Raw genomic sequence first — 21,326 nt, 5'->3', positions numbered from 1 at the left:
CGCTGCGGCTCCGTCTTTTCAAACTTAACCTTGCACGGGATCGTAACTCGCCGGTTCATTCTACAAAAGGCACGCCATCACCCGTTAACGGGCTCTGACTACTTGTAGGCACACGGTTTCAGGATCTCTTTCACTCCCCTTCCGGGGTGCTTTTCACCTTTCCCTCACGGTACTGGTTCACTATCGGTCACTAGGGAGTATTTAGCCTTGGGAGATGGTCCTCCCGGATTCCGACGGAATTTCACGTGTTCCGCCGTACTCAGGATCCACTCAGGAGAGAACGAAGTTTTGACTACAGGGCTGTTACCTCCTATGGCGGGCCTTTCCAGACCTCTTCATCTACCTCGTTCTTTTGTAACTCCGTATAGAGTGTCCTACAACCCCAAGAGGCAAGCCTCTTGGTTTGGGCTGTTCCCGTTTCGCTCGCCGCTACTCAGGGAATCGCATTTGCTTTCTCTTCCTCCGGGTACTTAGATGTTTCAGTTCCCCGGGTCTGCCTTCTCATATCCTATGAATTCAGATATGGATACTGCTCCATTACGAGCAGTGGGTTTCCCCATTCGGAAATCTCCGGATCAAAGCTTGCTTACAGCTCCCCGAAGCATATCGGTGTTCGTCCCGTCCTTCATCGGCTCCTAGTGCCAAGGCATCCACCGTGCGCCCTTTCTAACTTAACCGTTAAAAAGAATCACTACAGAAAATTCTTGTGAATGTCTACTTTCGTTATCTAGTTTTCAAAGAACACGCTCTGAAGGAATGATCCTTCAAAACTAAACAAGAGCTTAACGTACCTGTCTATAAGACCGCAAGGTCTTATATTCCGTATAATATCCTTAGAAAGGAGGTGATCCAGCCGCACCTTCCGATACGGCTACCTTGTTACGACTTCACCCCAATCATCTGTCCCACCTTCGGCGGCTGGCTCCAAAAGGTTACCTCACCGACTTCGGGTGTTACAAACTCTCGTGGTGTGACGGGCGGTGTGTACAAGGCCCGGGAACGTATTCACCGCGGCATGCTGATCCGCGATTACTAGCGATTCCAGCTTCACGCAGTCGAGTTGCAGACTGCGATCCGAACTGAGAACAGATTTGTGGGATTGGCTTAGCCTCGCGGCTTCGCTGCCCTTTGTTCTGCCCATTGTAGCACGTGTGTAGCCCAGGTCATAAGGGGCATGATGATTTGACGTCATCCCCACCTTCCTCCGGTTTGTCACCGGCAGTCACCTTAGAGTGCCCAACTGAATGCTGGCAACTAAGATCAAGGGTTGCGCTCGTTGCGGGACTTAACCCAACATCTCACGACACGAGCTGACGACAACCATGCACCACCTGTCACTCTGCCCCCGAAGGGGAAGCCCTATCTCTAGGGGTGTCAGAGGATGTCAAGACCTGGTAAGGTTCTTCGCGTTGCTTCGAATTAAACCACATGCTCCACCGCTTGTGCGGGCCCCCGTCAATTCCTTTGAGTTTCAGTCTTGCGACCGTACTCCCCAGGCGGAGTGCTTAATGCGTTTGCTGCAGCACTAAAGGGCGGAAACCCTCTAACACTTAGCACTCATCGTTTACGGCGTGGACTACCAGGGTATCTAATCCTGTTCGCTCCCCACGCTTTCGCGCCTCAGCGTCAGTTACAGACCAGAGAGTCGCCTTCGCCACTGGTGTTCCTCCACATCTCTACGCATTTCACCGCTACACGTGGAATTCCACTCTCCTCTTCTGCACTCAAGTTCCCCAGTTTCCAATGACCCTCCCCGGTTGAGCCGGGGGCTTTCACATCAGACTTAAGAAACCGCCTGCGCGCGCTTTACGCCCAATAATTCCGGACAACGCTTGCCACCTACGTATTACCGCGGCTGCTGGCACGTAGTTAGCCGTGGCTTTCTGGTTAGGTACCGTCAAGGTACCGCCCTGTTCGAACGGTACTTGTTCTTCCCTAACAACAGAGTTTTACGATCCGAAAACCTTCATCACTCACGCGGCGTTGCTCCGTCAGACTTTCGTCCATTGCGGAAGATTCCCTACTGCTGCCTCCCGTAGGAGTCTGGGCCGTGTCTCAGTCCCAGTGTGGCCGATCACCCTCTCAGGTCGGCTACGCATCGTCGCCTTGGTGAGCCGTTACCTCACCAACTAGCTAATGCGCCGCGGGTCCATCTGTAAGTGATAGCCGAAGCCATCTTTTATGATTGAACCATGCGGTTCAATCAAGCATCCGGTATTAGCCCCGGTTTCCCGGAGTTATCCCAGTCTTACAGGCAGGTTACCCACGTGTTACTCACCCGTCCGCCGCTAACCTCAGGGAGCAAGCTCCCATCGGTCCGCTCGACTTGCATGTATTAGGCACGCCGCCAGCGTTCGTCCTGAGCCAGGATCAAACTCTCCATGAAAAGTTTGATAATGACTACGCACATTCGCATGTGCGATTTATTTAAAAATGAATTAACAGGTACGTTTTGTCTTGTTTAGTTTTCAAAGATCATTTTTCAAAAAATGGAGCGGGTGATGAGAATCGAACTCACGACATCAGCTTGGAAGGCTGAGGTTTTACCACTAAACTACACCCGCATTATTGTTATGGCGCGCCCGAGAGGAGTCGAACCCCTAACCTTTTGATCCGTAGTCAAACGCTCTATCCAATTGAGCTACGGGCGCTTTATCAGCGACTTAACTATAATACTATGAAAATCAGTTAAAGTCAACAGGTTTTTATATTTTTTCGTGTAAGGATCATGGCTTTTGTTTCGGCCTTATCTATTATACACATTTTAATTCATTTGTACACCCTTCAGATGAAAAACATCAACTGTTGTAATCTGAAGAATCATTCCGCTGTCATCAGCGACGAATAATAATATATCATGTACTCAATTCGATAGTCAATACTTTTTTTGATTTTTTTATTCAAAATAAACATGCCCTTCTCCGAGTCTTCATGCTCTAAGTTCAACTTGGCTTTTATTTATATGTTTATTCTCATAAAATGTTCCCTTTTATTATACCGATGTTCCACGTTCTAATCAAAGGCAGCGGCACATCTTATCAATGCATTTAATGAAGCTTTTATTTTGCAGCATCTTTTTCGACAGCTGTTTTCAACTGTGCGCACGCCGCAAAAGCTGGATTGTACCTCCAACTTGCGAACGGAGCTGTTCTGCCAGCTCTTTAAGTTTTCGCCTCTTATTATTGATCGCTTATATACATTGAACAAAAATAGGCGGGAGTACATCTTCTCCCGCCTGCATTCCACCTGCTATTGTTTTACTTGATCTGTTATCCGCTAACTTTCACACTGTTTTGTACATTTTCATCCTGGTAGTTGCGGAAATTATGTTCGAGCTGCTCAAGCGTAAGTCCCTTCGTTTCCGGCAGGAATTTTTTCACGAATGTGATCGAGAGAATTCCCAGTCCAACAAAGATGTAGAATGTCGAAGACAGCCCGATTTTATCAAGAAGAATCGGAAATAAGAGTCCGACAAAGAAATTGGCGATCCATAAACAAAATACGGTAACTCCCATTCCAAGACCGCGCAGGCGCAACGGGAAGATTTCTGAAAGCATCAGCCATGTGACCGGCGAAATAGCTCCCTGTTGAAATGCGAGGAACGTTACGGTTAAAGCAAGCACAACATACGGAAGAGCTGTTGAGCCTTCAAGCACAGTTGAGAAGATTCCAATAAGCAGAAGCGCTGATGTCGTTCCTACTAAACCAGTTAAGAGCATGGGCCGCCGTCCGACTTTGCCGAGCAGCCAAATCCCAACAAATGTTGCCAGAACCGAAATGACACCGTTTGCAATATTTCCGATAAGTGCTGCTTTCGTTTCAAAACCTGAATTTTTAAGGATTTCGGTTCCATAATACATAATGGAGTTTACACCCGTAACCTGCTGAACGATGGCGATTCCGATTCCAAGGAATACGATTCGGCGCACCCAAGGAACCGCAAGATCTTTATATGTTGCCTTCTTGATCTCCGATTCTTTCGTGATAGCGGTTTCAATTTCTGCCAATTCTGAGTTGGCGCGCTTGTCATCACGGATTTTTTTCAAAACGTTTAAGGCAAGTTCATTTTTTCCCTTTGAAACAAGCCAGCGTGGGCTTTCAGGCATTCTTAACATCCCGAAGAACAAAAAGATTGCGGGAACGGCAGCAATGGCCAGCATATAGCGCCAAACATGAGAGCTGTCACCCATTGTCGTGCCGAGAATGGCATTAAATGTAAAGGCAGCAAGCTGTCCGCTTACGATCATTAATTCGTTCTGGGTTACCATCCGCCCCCTTCTTTCTGAAGGAGACATTTCCGCTAAATAAGTCGGCACCGTGACAGACGCTCCCCCTACAGCAAGCCCCAGAAAGAAACGAGAGAGAATCATGACAGTTACATTTGGTGCAAGTGTACAACCGAGCGTTGCGATAAAGAAAAGAACGGCAAGAAAGATAATGTTTTTACGACGGCCGACATAGTCAGACAGCCTGCCTCCAAACACAGCGCCAAGTGCAGCGCCTAAAAGGAGAGAGCTCGCCACAAGCCCTTCGGTAAGTGCGGTTAAATTAAGCTGATCCGGCTCGGCCATGTATGGCAAAGCGCCATTGATAACTCCGGTGTCATATCCGAAAAGCAGCCCGCCGAATGTCGAGACGATAATAATAGTGCGCAAAAATGACTTTTGATTTCCGTGTTCATTCATACTATTTCTCCCGCCTTTGTTTGTCATGTTTATTTGCAAAGGTATCGATAACTCATTCCTTAATCGAGATTTAAGTATCAAATTCAAACCTTGTTCATCGCCTAAGTCATCCCCTCCTCTTTTTAAAACATCCTTTCTTATTAGAAAAAGAAGATACCTGAGTTAACGGAAGAATAAAACGTTCTCTTCCGACATCACACAGCTGAAGAATGATGCCGCCAGTTTTTGGAATCGTTTTCATTTTAACGGTTGAGGCTAATCCATTCATTCTTTTTGATACATTGTTATGTTGTAGTGATGTTTTTGTGATCTTTTTGTGATGTCTGTTATTATCATAATTTTAAAAGCGCTTTCAGTCAACACAAATTTCAGAAAATTATTTTATATTTTCATTATTTTTTCGCCCTAAACAGAGAAATATCAGGCATTAATACCGGTTTTCAACATTTTCTCTTTTATTTTTAGGCATCAATCCCTCATTTTTTATTTTTGTTATGTTGTAGTGATGTTTTTGTCACTTCTTTGTGAATTGTAGAATCACCGCAAATAAAAAAACACCAAGGATTATTTCCCATCCTTGGTGTATGACCACATAGATTCGCGCAGCCTTAAGCGACCAATCCGGTGTCATCCTCCGCTTTAATGATTCGTCCGTACTTATGTTTGATGATCAGCGACTTGTACCAATGTCCCTTTCACAACGAGGCGTCTGTCGGTTCTTTCTGCTTTGTCGCATGTGATCAGTGTAATCTGCTTTTCCTTTGTTTCAAACACTACGGCTGCGTCCATTTCCGACATCACTTTTTTGGAAGTAACAGAGTAGATATAATCTTTTTTAAAATCGGTGATCACGATTCGAGCTCCCTTTTTTATATCAAGCAAAGGTCCAAACAGAAGGCTTTTCTGCCTTATATGATGGCCGGCCAATGGGTAGTTTCCCTCACCCATTTTTTGATCGGGTCGCATGGTCGCCGCTCCGAAGAGGAGGTTTTGATTGGTTGTGCCTTTTAATATCGGAAGACGGATATCGACGCTCTTGATCGTGATTCGGCCGATGACCGCTTTCGGTTTTTGATCGATACCCGTTTTTAATGTTTCCAAAAAAGAAGGCGGCTGAATCGCATCGAAGTCAAACAATGCTTCTTTTTCATTATTTTTTTGCGCCTGCTCCGCGCTCGGCCAATCTTGCTGATGGCTTAGATAGCCAATGATGCTTTCTTTAATGAAGGGCGAACAGATGAGCATCCCCCCTGAAAGAATCAACAGAGCAATCATCATTTTTTTCAGCATGTGAAAAATCCTTTCAGCCGCCAATCCTGGTTCTGGCGGCGCAACTCGTTCTTAAAAAAGCACCTGATCAGTTTTTCAGGTGATCAGGTGCTGTCAAAGCCTATTGCGTGTTTCTTTGTCTCTTTCTTGCGTGCAGGGCCAATGCTCCTCCTGCCAGAAGCAGCAGAATGCCGGTCATGATCTGGATCATGTTGTCTGTATCCCCGGTCTTCGGAAGCGTTTTGTCTGCTTTCATATGACTTGCTGAACCATCGTTGTCAGAACGGGGGTCGTTGCCACCCGCTGTGTTTTTATCGACCGGTTCCGTTTTGACTTTTGTATTAAAAGCCGTTACTTCAGCCGCTTTTGACTGTCCTTTTTTAATCGTAAAGACTAGCGGTGTGTCATCCAGTTCATAGCCGTCTGGCGCCTTTGTTTCGACCAATTGATAGCGGCCCGGCTCAAGGCCTTCGATCATAAATTGACCGTCCTTATCGGTTTTCCAGACTGAAGGCAGGTCTTTGCCGTAGGCGTTTGTTGTCACAGGCTTTCCATCGGCGTCTAAAAGCTTGAATTCGGCACCTTCCAAAACGGTGTGCTTATCGTTTCGATCGACTTTTGTCAGCTTTACGGCGCCCGGCGTCAATTTGTTTGCTGCGATGATTTCAACCGGTTTCGTATCGGTATTTTTGATCTTGAACGAAATTGGCGTTTGATCCAACTCGTAATGTTCAGGCGCTTTTGTTTCGACAAACTGGTATTCGCCCGGTTTGAGACCGTGGACTGTAATCTGTCCTTTGTCATTGGTGGTCAAGCCGGTTAACAGCACTTTGCCGTTTCCGTCAATCAGATTGAACGTCGCCCCTTGGAGAACGGATTGTTTATCATTCTGATCAACTTTTGTCAGCACGACGCTGTTTTTCGCGTTAACGGCCTTCACTTCAACCTGTTCCGGCTTTCCTTGATCTTGCGCCGTGATGGTGAAAGCGACAGGGCTGGTTTGCAAAAGATAGCCGTCTGGTGCGTGTGTTTCAACAAATTGGTAGCGGCCAGGAGCCAAATCGGCGACCTCAATTGTACCGTCTTTTTTAGAAACAAGTCCGTCTTTGATCGTGTTTCCATTGTCATCAATGATTTTGAAAACAGCGCCTTCCAATCCGTTTCCGTCTTGATCTGTTTTGGTTAATCGAACAGAGCCTTTGTAATTGACGGCTGCGCCGGCATCTACCGCTTCCGGTTTTCCTTCAGCCGCTTCGGAGATGGTGAACGCTTTTCTTTCGCTGTTCAACACAAATCCGGACGGTGCTTTTGTTTCAATGAAGGCGTAGCGGCCAGGTGCGAGATCTGAAGCCGTGATCTTTCCATCTTGATCTGAGATCAGATTGTCTTGAACCGTTTTTCCTTCCTCATCAACGATTTTAAATTCGGCTCCTTCAAGTCCATGTCCTTCCGTATCTTCCTTCGTCAATAGAACAGAGCCTTTGTAGTTGACGAAGATACCGGCATCCGCCGCTTCCGGCTTTCCTTCAGCCGCTTCGGTGATGGTGAACGCTTTTCTTTCGCTGTTCAACATAAATCCGGATGGTGCTTTTGTTTCGATGAAGGCGTAGCGGCCAGGTGCGAGGTCTGAAGCCGTGATCTTTCCATCTTGATCTGAGATCAGATTGTCTTGAACCGTTTTTCCTTCCTCATCAACGATTTTAAATTCGGCTCCTTCAAGTCCATGTCCTTCCGTATCTTCCTTCGTCAAAAGAACGGAGCCTTTGTAGTTGACGAAAATACCGGCATCCGCCGCTTTCGGCTTTCCTTCAGCCGCTTCGGAGATGGTGAACGCTTTTCTTTCGCTGTTCAATACAAATCCGGATGGTGCTTTTGTTTCGATGAAGGCGTAGCGGCCAGGCGCGAGACCAGAAACCTTCACTTTCCCGTCCTGATCTGAGACCAGATTTTCCTGAACCGTTTTTCCTTCCTGATCAACAAGCTTGAATACTGCTCCCGCTAACGAATGACCTTCCCCATCTTCCTTCGTTAGCTGCACACTGCCTTTATAATTGATCAGTTGGCCCAAATTAATATCAGGCACTTGATTCTTGTCATTCTTCGTGACTGAGAATTCAATTGCTTTTGTATTTACGATATATCCTGCCGGAGCCTTGGTTTCAGTCAGGCGATAATCGCCAGCCGGCAAACCTTCTATTTCAACTTTTCCGTTTTCATCGCTTGTAATATTCGTCCTGATCGTCGTAAAAGTGCCGTTGCTGAATTTTTTCTCCAGCTTGAATATAGCTCCTTTTAAAGGGTTGTTTTGTTCATCTTTTTTGATAAGCGTCACCTTGTTTTTCTGATTCACGACTTTATACAGCGCCCCGGCACTGGAGGAGTTGCTGTCAATCTCCACAGTGACTCCGTTTGCAAAAGTATCGCTGATGGTGTATCCCTCAGGCGCCTTTACTTCTTTTAATACGTAAGTGCCGTAGCGGATATTACCGAACGTCATCTTTCCTTCGGCATCTGTCGTTCCTGTGCGCAGAAGCTGCTTTTTGTCTTTGGACCACAATTGAAAATCGGCTCCCTGAAGAGGTTTATTGTCCTCTCCTGTTTTAAAGATGGTCAGGCTTCCTTTCTCCCCTGATCCGGACCCGCCGCCGCTTGAAATCACGACAAAGACGGAACTGCCGTTTTCCTGAGTCTGCTCTTGAACATTCGTACCGGAAATCGACACTTTGTTGCCGACATGGCCGCTCGTGCCCGCTATGTTAATCAAGGAGCGATATTGAATGACATAGGCGCGGTCAATCTGTTTGTAGCTTCCTATGAATTTCAGGGTAAATGATTGTTCACCCGTTGCAGGATCGGTTGTGATGTCCAATGTATAGTCTTTGTCTTTCTGAAGCTGAACATCGCCCGCGACAAGATTTCCGCTGCTGTCTTTGACCACTCCGTTTTCATCGTATTTGGCTTGATAAACTTTAAAAGAATCCCCATCCAACATTTGATTTGCATCCGGGGTGTCAGTGACTTTGACATCGTCCAGCGTCGATTGGCTGGCGTTGACATTGATGTTCCAATCGATATAGCTGCCATTCTGCTTTCCGCCTTTAAAAATCAGGCTTCCGCCGTTTGCGATTGAGACAGAGCCTGTCAAAGTCCGGTCTGTATGACCTTCATTATGGTATGTGGCCTTGTTTGTATACGGACTCTGATGAATGACCTTTCCTTTCAGTGATGTTTTAAATTCAATCAGATACGGGGTAGAGTCATCTGTTTTCAGCAGCACGGTCAATGTATGGTCATTGTCGGCTGACGGTTCCTCCACCTCGTATCGGGAAGGATCAAGCGCGTCTCCTTCTGTGATGGAGCCGTTTTTATTGATCGTATACTTCTTCACAGAAAGCGAACCGGGAACATATCGCTGATCGTCTGCGATCACATCTTTTATATAAGGATTTTTTGCGGACTCTCCATTATAGTTGGTTCCGATTTTCCAGGTGATGTCTTTAGACACTGCATTGTACGAACCGTTTTTGAATCCATTATGGGAAGTCTGGTTATTCGGTGTAAAACCGCTTGATTCCTTATTCTTGCGTTTCGTGCCGCTATGATCCGTCCATGTTGACTCAGCGGTATTTTTTGTATTCTCATTGGAAAAATCAGCGTTCATTTTCGTTCTATACGTGATCTTAAACTGGCTGTCCGTCTTCGCATAATCTCCGATGAATGCCAATGTAAAGCCTTGATCATCAGGTTTCTTTGTCAAGGTATAATCTTTGCCTTCCTCAAGTGTTGCGTTCTTTGTTACATCTTGAATGGCGAGTGAACCGTCAATGAGCGCCAGTCCACCGCTGACAAATTGATCATCCAACGTCCAATTGTTCATCATGTAGTTATTCCTATTAATTGTAATCGTCCAATCAACCGTCTTATTCTCATAGTCAACATTCGAATAGCCTTTGATCAGGTTCTGCTGGACGGCGGTTCCTGAAGACTCCTTTGATTCCCCTGTCCCGGCCGTTGCAGTATTGGTGTATTTTGTCGCTTGATCAATGATCACTCCATTGTTGACCCCTGTTTGGTAAGTGATCTTGTATGCGCCATTGATATCTTGTTTAAATTGAACGACAAAGCCGCTTCCATTGTCTGTCAGCGTGTAGTCCTCGCCTTCCACTAACGGGGTTCCGGCTTTCTCGCTGCCGTTTTCACCAAAGGTAATCGGAACGACCTTCAAGGAATCCGAAACAAGGTGCACATCTTCGGAACCAAACGTGTCGGTGATGCTGGCCTTTGATTGCTCTATCGTTTTTTCTCCGTAGTTGTATAAAACTGCCCAGCTGAACGTTTGTGAATCCGCCTTGTAACCGCTCAGGGATTTGTCGATCATTTTTCCATACTTGGCAGTGAGGCTGGCCTCCGCCGAAGCCGGTTCCAAATTGTCCCCGCTGAATGCCGCCTTGTTCGTCAGCGTCACATTTCCGCCTTCACTCGGTTTTGCACTGTTGTCAATGTCTGTCTCATAGACAAGACGATAAGCTGAATCGATCTGCCCGTCGAATGTGATGTTTCCATTTCCATCGACACTGTAGCCTGAAGTGATTTCACTCCCCTGACTGACAGAGCCGTCAATGTTCACATCAAGTTTATAAACTTTAACCGAACGATAGATCAATCCTTCTGGAAGGCTTTCAGTGAGTTTGGCATTTTTGACCTGGTCTAATTTTTTGTTGATATCGACCGTCCATGTCGCTTTGCCAGGGTTGATGCCTTTATCCAAAGCCCCTGATTTATCAATCGTTTTGCTGACATTCGGTTTAAAATAAACCGTTACTTCCGGCGTATCGGAATGAACCGGGAAAACAATTTTTTGCGTAGTTGAACCTTTAATGTTTTGCTGGTTGAACTGTGTGTTGACAAACAAAGTCCCTTTGACATTGGAATCTGTTTTGACCTGGTCGTTAAATGTCATGACGACATGGCCATTTCTATCGATCGAAAATGAACCATATGTGGTGTCGCCGGCATTCAACGGCTGATTTGTAATGTCATTATGCATGATAAATTCCTTAGGCAAATCAAATTCGTAGCGATCGCCAGCGTTTATTGTTTTGCCCAAATCATCCGGGATCGCCCAGGTGATTGTGATCTTGGCCGGAGAATTCGTATTGGCGCGATTGCTTTGATCGTACGGATTGCCATTCTCATCCGTCAACTCAACGCCTGTCAAAATGTTTTGTGTGATTTGATTTTCTGCGGACGCAAGGCTGCTCCCAGCCGATTGATTTGAGAATGTTGCCGCTTTTGCGCTCTCTGTCTCAGAGTCGTCAGATGGTTTTGCTTGCGAAGCTTCTTGATCCTGTGCGCTTGACTCATCTGATTGATCAGCTGCCTGCTTTCCACCTTTAGATTCCGAAGAATCGTTATCAGCTGTTTCTGATCCGGTGTCAGATGTCTCCTCTTTCTTTAATGGGATTATGACCTGCTGGGTCTTGCCGCCGCCTAAATCAAACAACGCTGTTACCGTTTTGGCATCAGCTTTCACATCAGCGGCAAATTTGGCAGGCAGTTTGATAGCCCCTTTTGCCTCATTCAAATCGCCAGCGGTGCTGTTTAATTTGACCGTCAGGGTATGTTCTGCCGCCGACACTTTAAAGCTGCCGAGCACCTGTTGATCCGCTGTTTTCACTTCACCTGCAGCATCCTGGTCGAATGCGAAATGTTTAGGAATCTGCACAATGATATCTTTTCCTAAATCTGATTTCTGATCTTGTTTTAGTGACCACTCGTATGTCAGTGTCACTTCATCCCCCGGTGTTAATGCGGGCTCTTCACTGATTGAGCCGTCAACGGTTTGGCCGCTGCCGTTTTTGACTGTCACAGAATCGACGAATGACCCGCTATTTGTCGGATCGCCGGCTGCCTGTATTTGCATTGAAAAGCCGAGCACCTGGCTGACAATAAAAAACAGCGTAAGACCTGTGAGCAAAAACGGCTTGAGCCTTCTGCTTTTTCCTGGGCCGGACGGCAATGTTCTCGATCTCAAAATAATTATTCCTCCTTTTTCCATAATCGATATACTCTTGGAATCTTTGCTTGCGGCCTCCTTCCTGAAACAAGGCTTAACTGCCGAATGATTTGGTATTTTAAAATCATTGCTGAATGTTAAGCGGTGATATCAGGGTTATCCCGAGGCGTTGTACGTTGTTTTCCCACTTTAGAAATGACTTCATCCGAACCAAACTACATTGTATGAAATCGAACTATACAATATCTGTACATAAAAAAAGACCGGACATTCCGGCCTTTTAGTTCATTTGATCCTTCATTCGTTTGTAGCGCTGGTATTCCTTGATCGCCTCTTCCACTTTCCCTGTTTTATTAAATAATTGAATCTTGTATTGCATCATTTTACTGTCACAAGGTTCTATTTTGTCGATCTGCATACATACATCCATCGCTTGGCTGTACCGCTTTTCATCTATGAGATACTCGATCAGTTCATAAGCCTTTCCAAGCCACAGCTGGGTAAGCCGCGTCTTTTCAGGTTCTGCCCAAAGATAACCGTGCTCCATAAAGTAATGGTTTTCGTATGCCTTTAAAAGCTCCATGTGGCGATTGACTGCAGATGGATTGAGGGGCGGAATTTCTTTAATCGACTTTTCCCATTCAATGACATCGATTTTTGCGTCGGACAACCTCAAGATATATCCTGTCTCGGTCTTATCGATGGATTGGCTGAAAGGAAGCCGGCCGATTAATTTCCTTATTTGATAAATCGTTGAGTAAAGCTGTGTACTGGCTTTGGAAAAATCGAAATTCGGCCAAAATAAGTCGATCAGCGTGTCCTTGCTGACGACACGTCCTTGATGATGCAGCAAGTATGCGTATACTTCACGAGCTTTGGACGTTCTCCATTTGACCGGCATGTATGTTTTGTCACCTTTGATCACTTCGTAAAATTGCAGGCTGCCAAAACATTGAATAAAAAAGTGTGCTCCGGTCTTTTCCGCGGAGTTCCTGCCGTTCGTTTTGATTCGTTCAACCGTCTTCAGCAGCCGGTCGTAATCCACGGGTTTCAGCAAATAATCAACGGCATTCAGTTCGAACGCTTTAATGGCAAATTCATTATAGGCCGTGATAAAAACGACTTGGATGTCGTCATTCATCGATTGAAGCGCTTCTGCCAGCTCAATGCCGCTGATCCCGGGCATTTCAATGTCAAGAAACACCACATCCACATCAAGAACTGAATATTCCAGTACTTCAACCGGATCTTGAAAGGTTGCAATGGATTGAAAGAAATTCGTCCGTTCAAGCATAACTTTAAAATGAAGCAATGCCAGTTCCTCGTCATCAACAATTAACGCTTTCACGAATCATCCACCCCATTTTTATACAAATCACCCAATTATCATTTCATTATATCATGCCTAATGACCTATTAAGTTGGATTGTTTTGTAGAGGATTGAAATTTTTTAACATATGTGACCACAATATGACTGATTAAATAGGATTTTAGAAGGGCTCAGAAGTTAATCAGGATAAGGAGTGCTGCTGTTTGAAAAAGGTATTCATTTTTATTTCAATTATTCTAGGATATGCTGCCTTCTTTTTTATTTTCGTAGCCGTTAATTCGCTGTCGGAGACAAAATATCCCGAAGCCAGTCAAGGAAGGATCAACCTTGAAAACTGGGATTTTCAAAAAGACGGAAACATGGAGCTGAACGGGGAGTGGACATTATACAAAAATCAGCTTCTGTCGCCGAAAGCCATTCACTCAGGAAAAGGCAAAAATCCGGTATTTGTTGATGTCCCCAGCAATGTCAAATTGTTGAAACCGGAAGAAAATGTGGACTACGGCACGTACAAACTGACCATCCGCACAGATCAGGATAAGCAAACGTTCGGACTCAGCACTTCATTTATTTACAATGCAAATCGCATCTATCTCAACGGAACATTAATCGGGCAAAGCGGAACCCCATCCGACCAAGCTGATTTTCCGGCGCAAAACAAACCGTATACAAGCTTTTTCACGATTCACCGGGGCGAAAATGAACTCATTGTGCAATTTTCAAATTTCGCAAAAGTGCCCGGATGGGGAATCGCAAAGCCGTTGACTTTTGGGACCCAAGAACAAATCCTGCGTGAAAGCAAAATTTCTTTCCTGAATGATGCTGTTATGATCACGGCATTTTTCATTACAGGTTTATACTTTTTGGGCTTTTTCCTGCACAGAAGAAAGGATAAGCATCTGCTGTTTTTTTCTGTGATGTGTCTTCTCTTTTCGTTCATCATTTTGCTGATAGGAAAAGAACGGATGATATTTCTCTTCTTTCCGTCCGTTTCAACTTCTGTGTTGAGTCCTTTTCGTGCGATCACAACGGTGTTTGCCAGCATTGCGGTCTTTCTCTATCTCTATTATGGGTACAGGGAGATTGTCTCAAAACGGTTTTTAATCGCTGCGACCGCCTTCTCTCTGTTGGTGCTGGCCAATGATTTGATAACCATCGATTACACCGATCGTCTCTCATATATTTTGCATTCCGTTCTTGCTGTGACGACTCTCATTTATATTACCTATATTTTTGCGATTGCCGCCGTTCGAAAAATGGCAGGAGGCCTGTACCTGACACTCGCTTCTTTATCGATGAGCGCGTATATCATATTAACGACGATTTCCGCATACACCGGCAAAGCGGTCTTTTCATTCAACTCGATTTATTCATTGCCGTCAGTCATTGCTTTAATCATGATTGTTCTCTTGATGGCCCAGCAATTTGCCGGCGCTTTCCGCGATAATGAAAGATTGTCCCGGAAACTGCTTATCGCCGATCGATCAAAGGATGAGTTTATCGCTAAAACATCGCATGAGTTTAAAACACCGCTGAACAGCATTATTAATATATGTCAGACATTATTGGCAGGCAGAAGAAAGAGAACGGTAGAAGAAGAAAAAGACAATGTCCAGCTGGTCATCCGCATGGGCTACCGGCTGTCAAGTCTGGTGAATGATATTCTTGATTTGGAAAAAATGAAACAGGGCGTACTCACGATTCACCCGGTTCCCGTCGACATCGATTCGGCGATTGATACGGAAATGGACTTCTACCGGCTTTTATCCAAAAATAAAAACCTGGATATCATCCGTCATATTCCAGCCGGTCTACCTCCCGTTTATGCTGACGAAAACCGCTTCCGGCAAATCATGACCAATCTGGTCGACAATGCGATTAAATTTACGCCGGAAGGACAAATCACGCTTTCTGCCAATATGTCGCATAACGGCATGATCAAAATAACGGTAGCCGATACCGGTGTCGGCATCCCTGAGAAAGCTCGTCAAACGATATTTGAGTCTTTTCAGCAGAATGAAAAACATCAAAATGACGGGTCCGGACTCGGCTTAAGCATTGTTAAACAGCTGGTGAAACTGCAAAACGGGGACATATGGGTTGAATCGGAAATCGGAAAAGGATCCGCCTTCCATTTCACACTGCCTGTTGCAAAGGATGGCGATTTGCCCGTCAATAAGTCTGAGCCGTCTGAATTACCATCCGTCAGAGCGACTTCAGATGTTGCAATGAATACGCCTTACTATTCCAAGAAAGTTGACGCCGCAACGGTTCTGATTGTCGATGATAACATCGAGAGCTTAAAAATTTTAGCCGATATGCTTGAAGGTGTCCCCTATAATGTGATAGCTGCGAAAAGCGGAAAAGAGGCATTGGAAGTCGTTTCCCGCTCCAAGCTTGATCTCGTGATTTTGGATCTGATGATGCCTGATATGACCGGCTTCGACGTCTGCATGAAAATCCGTGAACGGTTCAGCCTGGTTGATCTCCCCGTCCTCATCATAACGGCGGCGATCATTGATTATGACAAATTCAAGGCCTTTCATTCAGGCGCGAATGACATTTTGCAAAAGCCTTACAATTACTCTGAGTTTACGGCGCGCATCAAAAACCTGATCATGATGAAACATACAGCCAATCAAGCGACAAATATGGAGATGGCGTTTCTCCAGTCGCAGATCAATCCGCACTTTCTTTATAATGTATTAAACACAATCATTTCCCTTACTCACATCAATATTGAAAAAGCGCGTGAGGTAACGGCTGAATTTACAAACTATTTAAGAAAGAGTTTTGACTTTCAAAATACATCTGCCATCAGTTCATTCCGGAATGAACTGTCGATTGTCAGCTCCTATCTTTCTATCGAAAAAACGCGCTATGGTGATCGGCTCGAAGTCATCTTCGATATTGATCAAGACATTGATTTCAATCTCCCGCCTCTCATGGTTCAGCCGCTGGTGGAAAATGCCGTCCATCACGGCATCAGCAAAAAAAGGGGCGGAGGCTGGATGAAGGTGACGGCCAAAAAAGAAAGCGACACCCGGTATTTGATCAAAGTGGAAGACAACGGAATCGGCATGTCTCCGGAAAAGCTGAATGGTCTTTTTGATTCGAATTCAAGCCAAAGCGTCGGCCTGAAAAACATCAATCAGAGACTGAAGCACTTTTGCGGAAGCGAGCTTGAGATTCAAAGCGCTCCGGATGCAGGAACCGTCGTTTCGATGACCATTCATATCAATGAAACGGCAGCAGAACATCGTAAAATAGTAAAATCGATTTAAACAGCCCTACGGAATGATTTTTAAGAAAAACGGTTTTTCCTTACATTTTATATATTTTAGTAGAAAACTGTTCTCAATTGAAAAATGTCAGCTCTTATCATCCAGTGAACAAAGATGACATCCATGCGATTCTCCGCGCATCGCTTTAAACAGACAAAGGACGGAATCAGTTGATTCCGTCCTTCTTTCCATTCTATTAACCTTCATTCACTCCAAGCCGGCTTTGTCCGCGCTTTTCCTTTGTCAAAACAAAGAAAGCAAAAGAACCGATGACCGCGGTGATAAACATGATCGCGCCCATCGGGACGGCGGTCGTCTCATTCATTCCGACAAGCGGTGACACGATTGAGCCGAGCAGCAATGGAAGCATGCCCAGCATGGCGCTCGCACTGCCCGCCCGGTGCCCCTGGTTTTCCATCGCCAGCGTAAAGGTGCTGGTCAAAACCATTCCTATTGTGATCATATAAATAAAGATGGAAACTACCAGTGTCACAAGCGGCCCTTTGATGATCGTCATCACCAGCAGGACGGCTGTGGCGATTAATGCCGTCATGACTGCGATCCGCAGCAGTTTCTTCTCATGAACGATTCCTCCGAAACGGCCGATAATGAAGCTTCCCGTAATTATGGCCAGACCATTAATGCCGAACAGCACACTGAAAACTTGCGGTGACACACCGTAAATATCCTGATAGACAAAAGGTGTTCCCGATACGTAAGCAAAGCTTCCACCGTGAATGAACCCGACAGTCAGCGCATAGCCGATAAAAGAGCGATCTTTCATCAGACTGCCCATCGTCCTCACAGACGAACCGATCGAGCTTGGAATCCGCTTCTCCGGCGGCAATGTTTCTTTCAGCCTCAGGGCAATAATCAGAACGAGAAAAAATCCGATGATTGACAGCGTGTAGAATATCGTGTGCCATGTCGCGAACGGCAGCAGCAAAATCGCGCCCCCTGTCATCGGCGCAGCCATAGGCGCGACTGCGGTAATGACCATCAAAAGCGAAAAGAATTTCGAAAGCTCCCGTCCTGTAAAGACGTCGCGGACGATGGCGCGCGAAAGGACAATCCCGGCGGAAGCCGTAAATCCCTGCAAAAAACGGGCCAGTATCAATACCGCAATATTCGGTGAAAGCGCACAAAACAGTGAAGACAACGCAAACAAGAAAATCGAAATCAACAAGGGTTTCCGTCTTCCCTGAGCATCACTGACCGGCCCGATAATGAGCTGGCCGATGGTCAACCCGATCAAGCAAGCCGTCAAACTGAGCTGCACAAGTGAAGCGCCGCTAGACAAATCGTCAGCGATTTCCGGAAAGCTCGGCAAATACATATCTATGTTAAGCGGGCCGAGTATCGCAAGCATCCCAAGGAGAAAAGCCAAGGCCAAGCGTTCTTTCCCAGTTGGATTATGAAGCATGTCATATCAAAACCTTTCTTTCAACCTAGCAAAATCTTTTTTTCATTGACTGAGTCAACAAAACATTTGTATATTGTACCATATTTTTTGCAAGGTGAAAGCAGGTGTGAAGCATGACATTTTCTTTGACAATCATGAAACGGCGTGAAAGAAATGTCCACGCCGTCTTTTTGCCCGGGTGATGTTTAAACAGACCTTGATCGCGATTTTCCTGTTATTGACCGACCCTTTCGCCTGCTCCGTGCAGCATTTTTAAATATTCGTAAGTTGAAGGAAGTTTCGTTTTAAGCTCTGCCGTTCTTTGTTTCAGGGCGGCGAACATTTCCTCTGATTCCTGAATCGCTTCCGAACGATAATTGAGCTTTGGCAAAGATTGATCCGGGAGCCAGCCCATGCCGGTGAACATACAGTAATAGTTGCTGTTTGTCCAGAAATTGCGAAACTCAGTCTCGAAATTGCTGTAGTAGGAGGATTCATTGGTGGTCAGCGGCGGACAGACAACAAGCCCGGATTGATAGGTCTTGAGTTTTTGCTTCAGCTCATCTGACAGCTTCAAATCGCTTTTGTTGGCGCGCCAAAATTCGGTATCGTCACGGGTGGTTGTGAAATAATGCGTTTGGATAAAATCCCGGCAATCGTCAAACATTCCGTCAATCTCTTCATTGAAATGATCAATCAATGCAGGGTTAAAGGACTTATCCGGAAAATGCTTGACGAGCTGATATATGCCCGAATAGATAAAGTACAGACCGGTAGATTCCAACGGCTCCAGAAAGCATGAAGACAAACCGATTGAAACGCAGTTTTTCACCCAGGCCCGGCGGTTCCGCCCGGTTCGAAAGCGGATTTGATTGAGCTGCACTTTGTTCGGATCTAAATCCCAAAGCTTGATAAACTCTTCGGTCGCCTCATCCTGAGAGACGAACTTGCTTGAGTAAACGTAGCCCGATCCAAAGCGGCCGAGCATCGGTATTTTCCATGTCCAGCCATGCTTCATGGCAATCGCTGATGTATAAGGCTCGATTCCATACTGCTCATCATCGTGAGGGACTGAAGCGGCCACCGCACTGTCGCAGAAAAGCTGGTCGCTCATTTCGATAAACGGCTCACCCAGCGCTTGATTGATCAGCAGACCGCGAAAGCCGGAGCAATCCACAAACAAATCCGCCTCATACCGGCCGCCCTTGCGCGTTTTCAGCGCGGAAATACTGCCGTCAGGCGCCAGCTCAACGTCAACGAGTTCATCCAGGATATGACGGACTCCCCAGCCGGTCGCGAGCTTGCGAAGGTAATCCGCCACCAGATGCGCATCAAAATGCCAGGCATGACTCATCACTTGAGTGCCGTCCATCATCCGGGGCGACAATTTTTCGTCAAGCAGCGGCGCCTGGTGGTAGCACGCATACGCCATCGGCTCTTTGTCGTTTTCCTCAAACCGGCGGCGGAGCCAGTAATGAGTAAGCGGGACATTGTCACAGTTTTGCACTTGTCCAAAGAGGTGGTAAAAATAATCATCTTTGTCCTCTTCAGGCGGTTTGCGCCAATTGACAAACTTGATCCCCGCCTTGAAAGAGGCATTGCATTCCCGCATCCATTCCTCTTCTGGTATCCCCAAAAAGTCGAAAAACACCCGCTGAAGATTGGGGATCGTCGCCTCTCCGACGCCGATCTTTGGAATCGTTTCGGCCTCGATCAGTGTAATATTCATTTGACTCCCGAACGCTTTTGACAGATAAGAGGCGGTCATCCAACCTGCAGATCCCCCGCCTAGAATCACGACATCCCGAATCGCTTCTCCCATTATTAACGCCTCCAATCATTTTTAACACATAGTGAATTCACGACATCTCTGTTGAACCTCATTTCAGTACACTTTCGCTTTGAACATAGCTGCTGCAAGGGGCCCACTCGCTGACCGGACAACCGTCGCAATGTTCAGGAGCCATGACCGCTTTATTCATTCTGTATTCTTCTTTAATGAACAAACACTCCGGATCAGACGCCCGCCCGCAATGAAACGTACTGTTGGCATTGCCGCGGCATCCTCCCTCACAGCCGATTAAGTGATATAATTCACAAACGGAACAAGGCCCCGCTATATATGTTTCTTGCTCACTAAAGATGCGCGATTGGATTTTCTGATTGACGATTTCCTGCAAACTGTTCTTTTGCATGTTTCCATGCGGAATCGACTGGCCGACGCAAGACAGCGCTTCACCAAAGCCATTTTGGTTATATTTTACATGGATTCCCGTCTGTGTCATGGAACAGGCGTTGGCGGAAGCAGGGGTAATCAAATATTCGATTCTTTTCAGCAAGACGTCCTCTTCCTGAACATCGTCCGATTTAAAGATCAGATGCGGATAATGGGTCTTATCATACTCAAAGATTTGATTCAGCAGTTCTTTTATTTCGTCACGGCCGGGAGCAAGATGGTGATTTCTTTGATCATCGGAAATCCTCATCCGTTCGAAAAATGGGTTAATCCCATTCTTTCTGCAAAATTTGTGCACTTCAAACGCATACGGAAGTGTTTGCTTGCTTAACACAAAGTCGCCGACAAATTCAAAATCCTGACCGACGGCATTCAGCTCTTTTCTGATCGTCAACATATTTTGGATCGCTGTCTCCAATGTTTTCGTGTAGCCCGGAAATCTGGTGATTTTATCATGTTCCTTATCCCCTTCTTCATCAAGATAAGGCAGGTGGGTGACAATAACCGTTCCGGGGAGACACACCTTTCTTGCATAATCGATTTTTGCCAGCTTGACTGCGTTGGTGATCAGTATCGGTGTCAATCCTTTGCTTAAGGTATATTCCAAGAGACTTGGCAAATGGCGGTGCAAAGTCGGTTCTCCGCCGATGAATCCAATTTGGCCAAAAAGCGTTTTCCCTGTGGCTTCATCAATTTCTGCCGCTTGATCAATGATGCTCATAATGTCTTCAACCGGGACCGGTTTAATCGACTCGCTTTTCGTATCCAAAGCGATATAACAGTATTCACATTTCAATTGACAGTGCAGCTGATGAACGATTTCAATCCCTAAGCATTCAAATAAAGCCGTTCCTTTCTCCCTAAAATTGTCGGCGTAGTAAGATTCCTTTCTGCGCACATGCCCCTTGTAATCACGCAATATGGAAACATACTTGTAATAGTCATCCGTAAAATAATCGATATTTCTCTCTTGAAAGGATTTCTTTATATCTAACATTGTTCTCACTCCCCATGATTTTAAGAGCTTTGTCGCAAAGTCTAAAACTAAGAAGTGGATGTTAAACTCTTATTTGATAGATCACCTAAACGCATTTCACAATTAG

At 45.7% G+C, this 21,326-nt stretch carries 8 protein-coding genes, 2 tRNA genes, 2 rRNA genes and 1 pseudogene (1 of these 13 only partly in view); 2 read left to right on the top strand and 11 right to left on the bottom strand.

What is annotated here, in order from left to right:
- From P3X63_RS03400 to P3X63_RS03365, 8 genes are all read right to left on the bottom strand, one after another.
- Nucleotides 1–677: ribosomal RNA gene (locus P3X63_RS03400) — 23S ribosomal RNA — on the bottom strand (it extends 2,255 nt beyond the left edge of the window).
- Nucleotides 678–837: 160 nt separating this feature from the next.
- Nucleotides 838–2,386, bottom strand: a 16S ribosomal RNA gene (locus P3X63_RS03395).
- Together the 16S and 23S rRNA genes with 2 tRNA genes alongside form the textbook arrangement of a ribosomal RNA operon.
- Nucleotides 2,387–2,490: 104 nt before the next feature.
- Nucleotides 2,491–2,564, bottom strand: a tRNA-Gly gene (locus P3X63_RS03390).
- 10 nt (nt 2,565–2,574) lie between these two features.
- Nucleotides 2,575–2,651, bottom strand: a tRNA-Arg gene (locus P3X63_RS03385).
- Between the two features lie 618 nt (nt 2,652–3,269).
- Entirely contained in the window at nt 3,270–4,685 is a 1,416-nt protein-coding gene (locus P3X63_RS03380; RefSeq protein WP_077735614.1) for a sugar porter family MFS transporter, read from the bottom strand.
- Nucleotides 4,686–5,342: 657 nt separating this feature from the next.
- Nucleotides 5,343–5,975, bottom strand: coding sequence for a class A sortase (locus P3X63_RS03375; protein ID WP_026586035.1), 633 nt, complete (start codon nt 5,973–5,975; stop codon nt 5,343–5,345).
- Between the two features lie 100 nt (nt 5,976–6,075).
- A complete protein-coding gene (locus P3X63_RS03370) occupies nt 6,076–11,988 on the bottom strand; it encodes a SpaA isopeptide-forming pilin-related protein (RefSeq protein ID WP_277692458.1) in 5,913 nt (1,970 codons plus the stop codon).
- Between the two features lie 262 nt (nt 11,989–12,250).
- A complete protein-coding gene (locus P3X63_RS03365; RefSeq protein WP_026586033.1) occupies nt 12,251–13,318 on the bottom strand; it encodes a response regulator in 1,068 nt (355 codons plus the stop codon).
- Nucleotides 13,319–13,660: 342 nt separating this feature from the next.
- Between P3X63_RS03365 and P3X63_RS22735 the strand changes: the two are divergent.
- Both P3X63_RS22735 and P3X63_RS03355 read left to right on the top strand, forming a co-directional pair.
- Nucleotides 13,661–15,394: pseudogene (locus P3X63_RS22735) on the top strand (sensor histidine kinase); the annotation flags it as partial.
- A gap of 135 nt (nt 15,395–15,529) precedes the next feature.
- On the top strand, nt 15,530–16,585 hold the full coding sequence (locus tag P3X63_RS03355; RefSeq protein WP_256860239.1) for a response regulator: 1,056 nt from the start codon (nt 15,530–15,532) through the stop codon (nt 16,583–16,585).
- Nucleotides 16,586–16,781: 196 nt separating this feature from the next.
- Here the strand turns inward: P3X63_RS03355 and P3X63_RS03350 are convergent, their stop codons facing one another.
- The 3 genes from P3X63_RS03350 to P3X63_RS03340 all read right to left on the bottom strand — a co-directional run bounded on the left by P3X63_RS03350 (nt 16,782) and on the right by P3X63_RS03340 (nt 21,220).
- Nucleotides 16,782–18,008, bottom strand: a complete 1,227-nt coding sequence (locus P3X63_RS03350) for a Bcr/CflA family efflux MFS transporter (protein WP_026586031.1) — start codon at nt 18,006–18,008, stop codon at nt 16,782–16,784.
- A 214-nt stretch (nt 18,009–18,222) separates the two neighbouring features.
- Entirely contained in the window at nt 18,223–19,809 is a 1,587-nt protein-coding gene (locus P3X63_RS03345) for a tryptophan halogenase family protein (protein WP_026586030.1), read from the bottom strand.
- 58 nt (nt 19,810–19,867) lie between these two features.
- On the bottom strand, nt 19,868–21,220 hold the full coding sequence (locus tag P3X63_RS03340; RefSeq protein WP_026586029.1) for a radical SAM protein: 1,353 nt from the start codon (nt 21,218–21,220) through the stop codon (nt 19,868–19,870).
- Nucleotides 21,221–21,326 lie beyond the last annotated feature (106 nt).

Origin of the sequence: Bacillus sp. HSf4 (assembly GCF_029537375.1) — a bacterium.
GTDB lineage: Bacteria > Bacillota > Bacilli > Bacillales > Bacillaceae > Bacillus > Bacillus sonorensis_A.
Note: the sequence above shows the minus strand (reverse complement) of the source record. Positions and strands in the feature narration are given on the sequence as shown.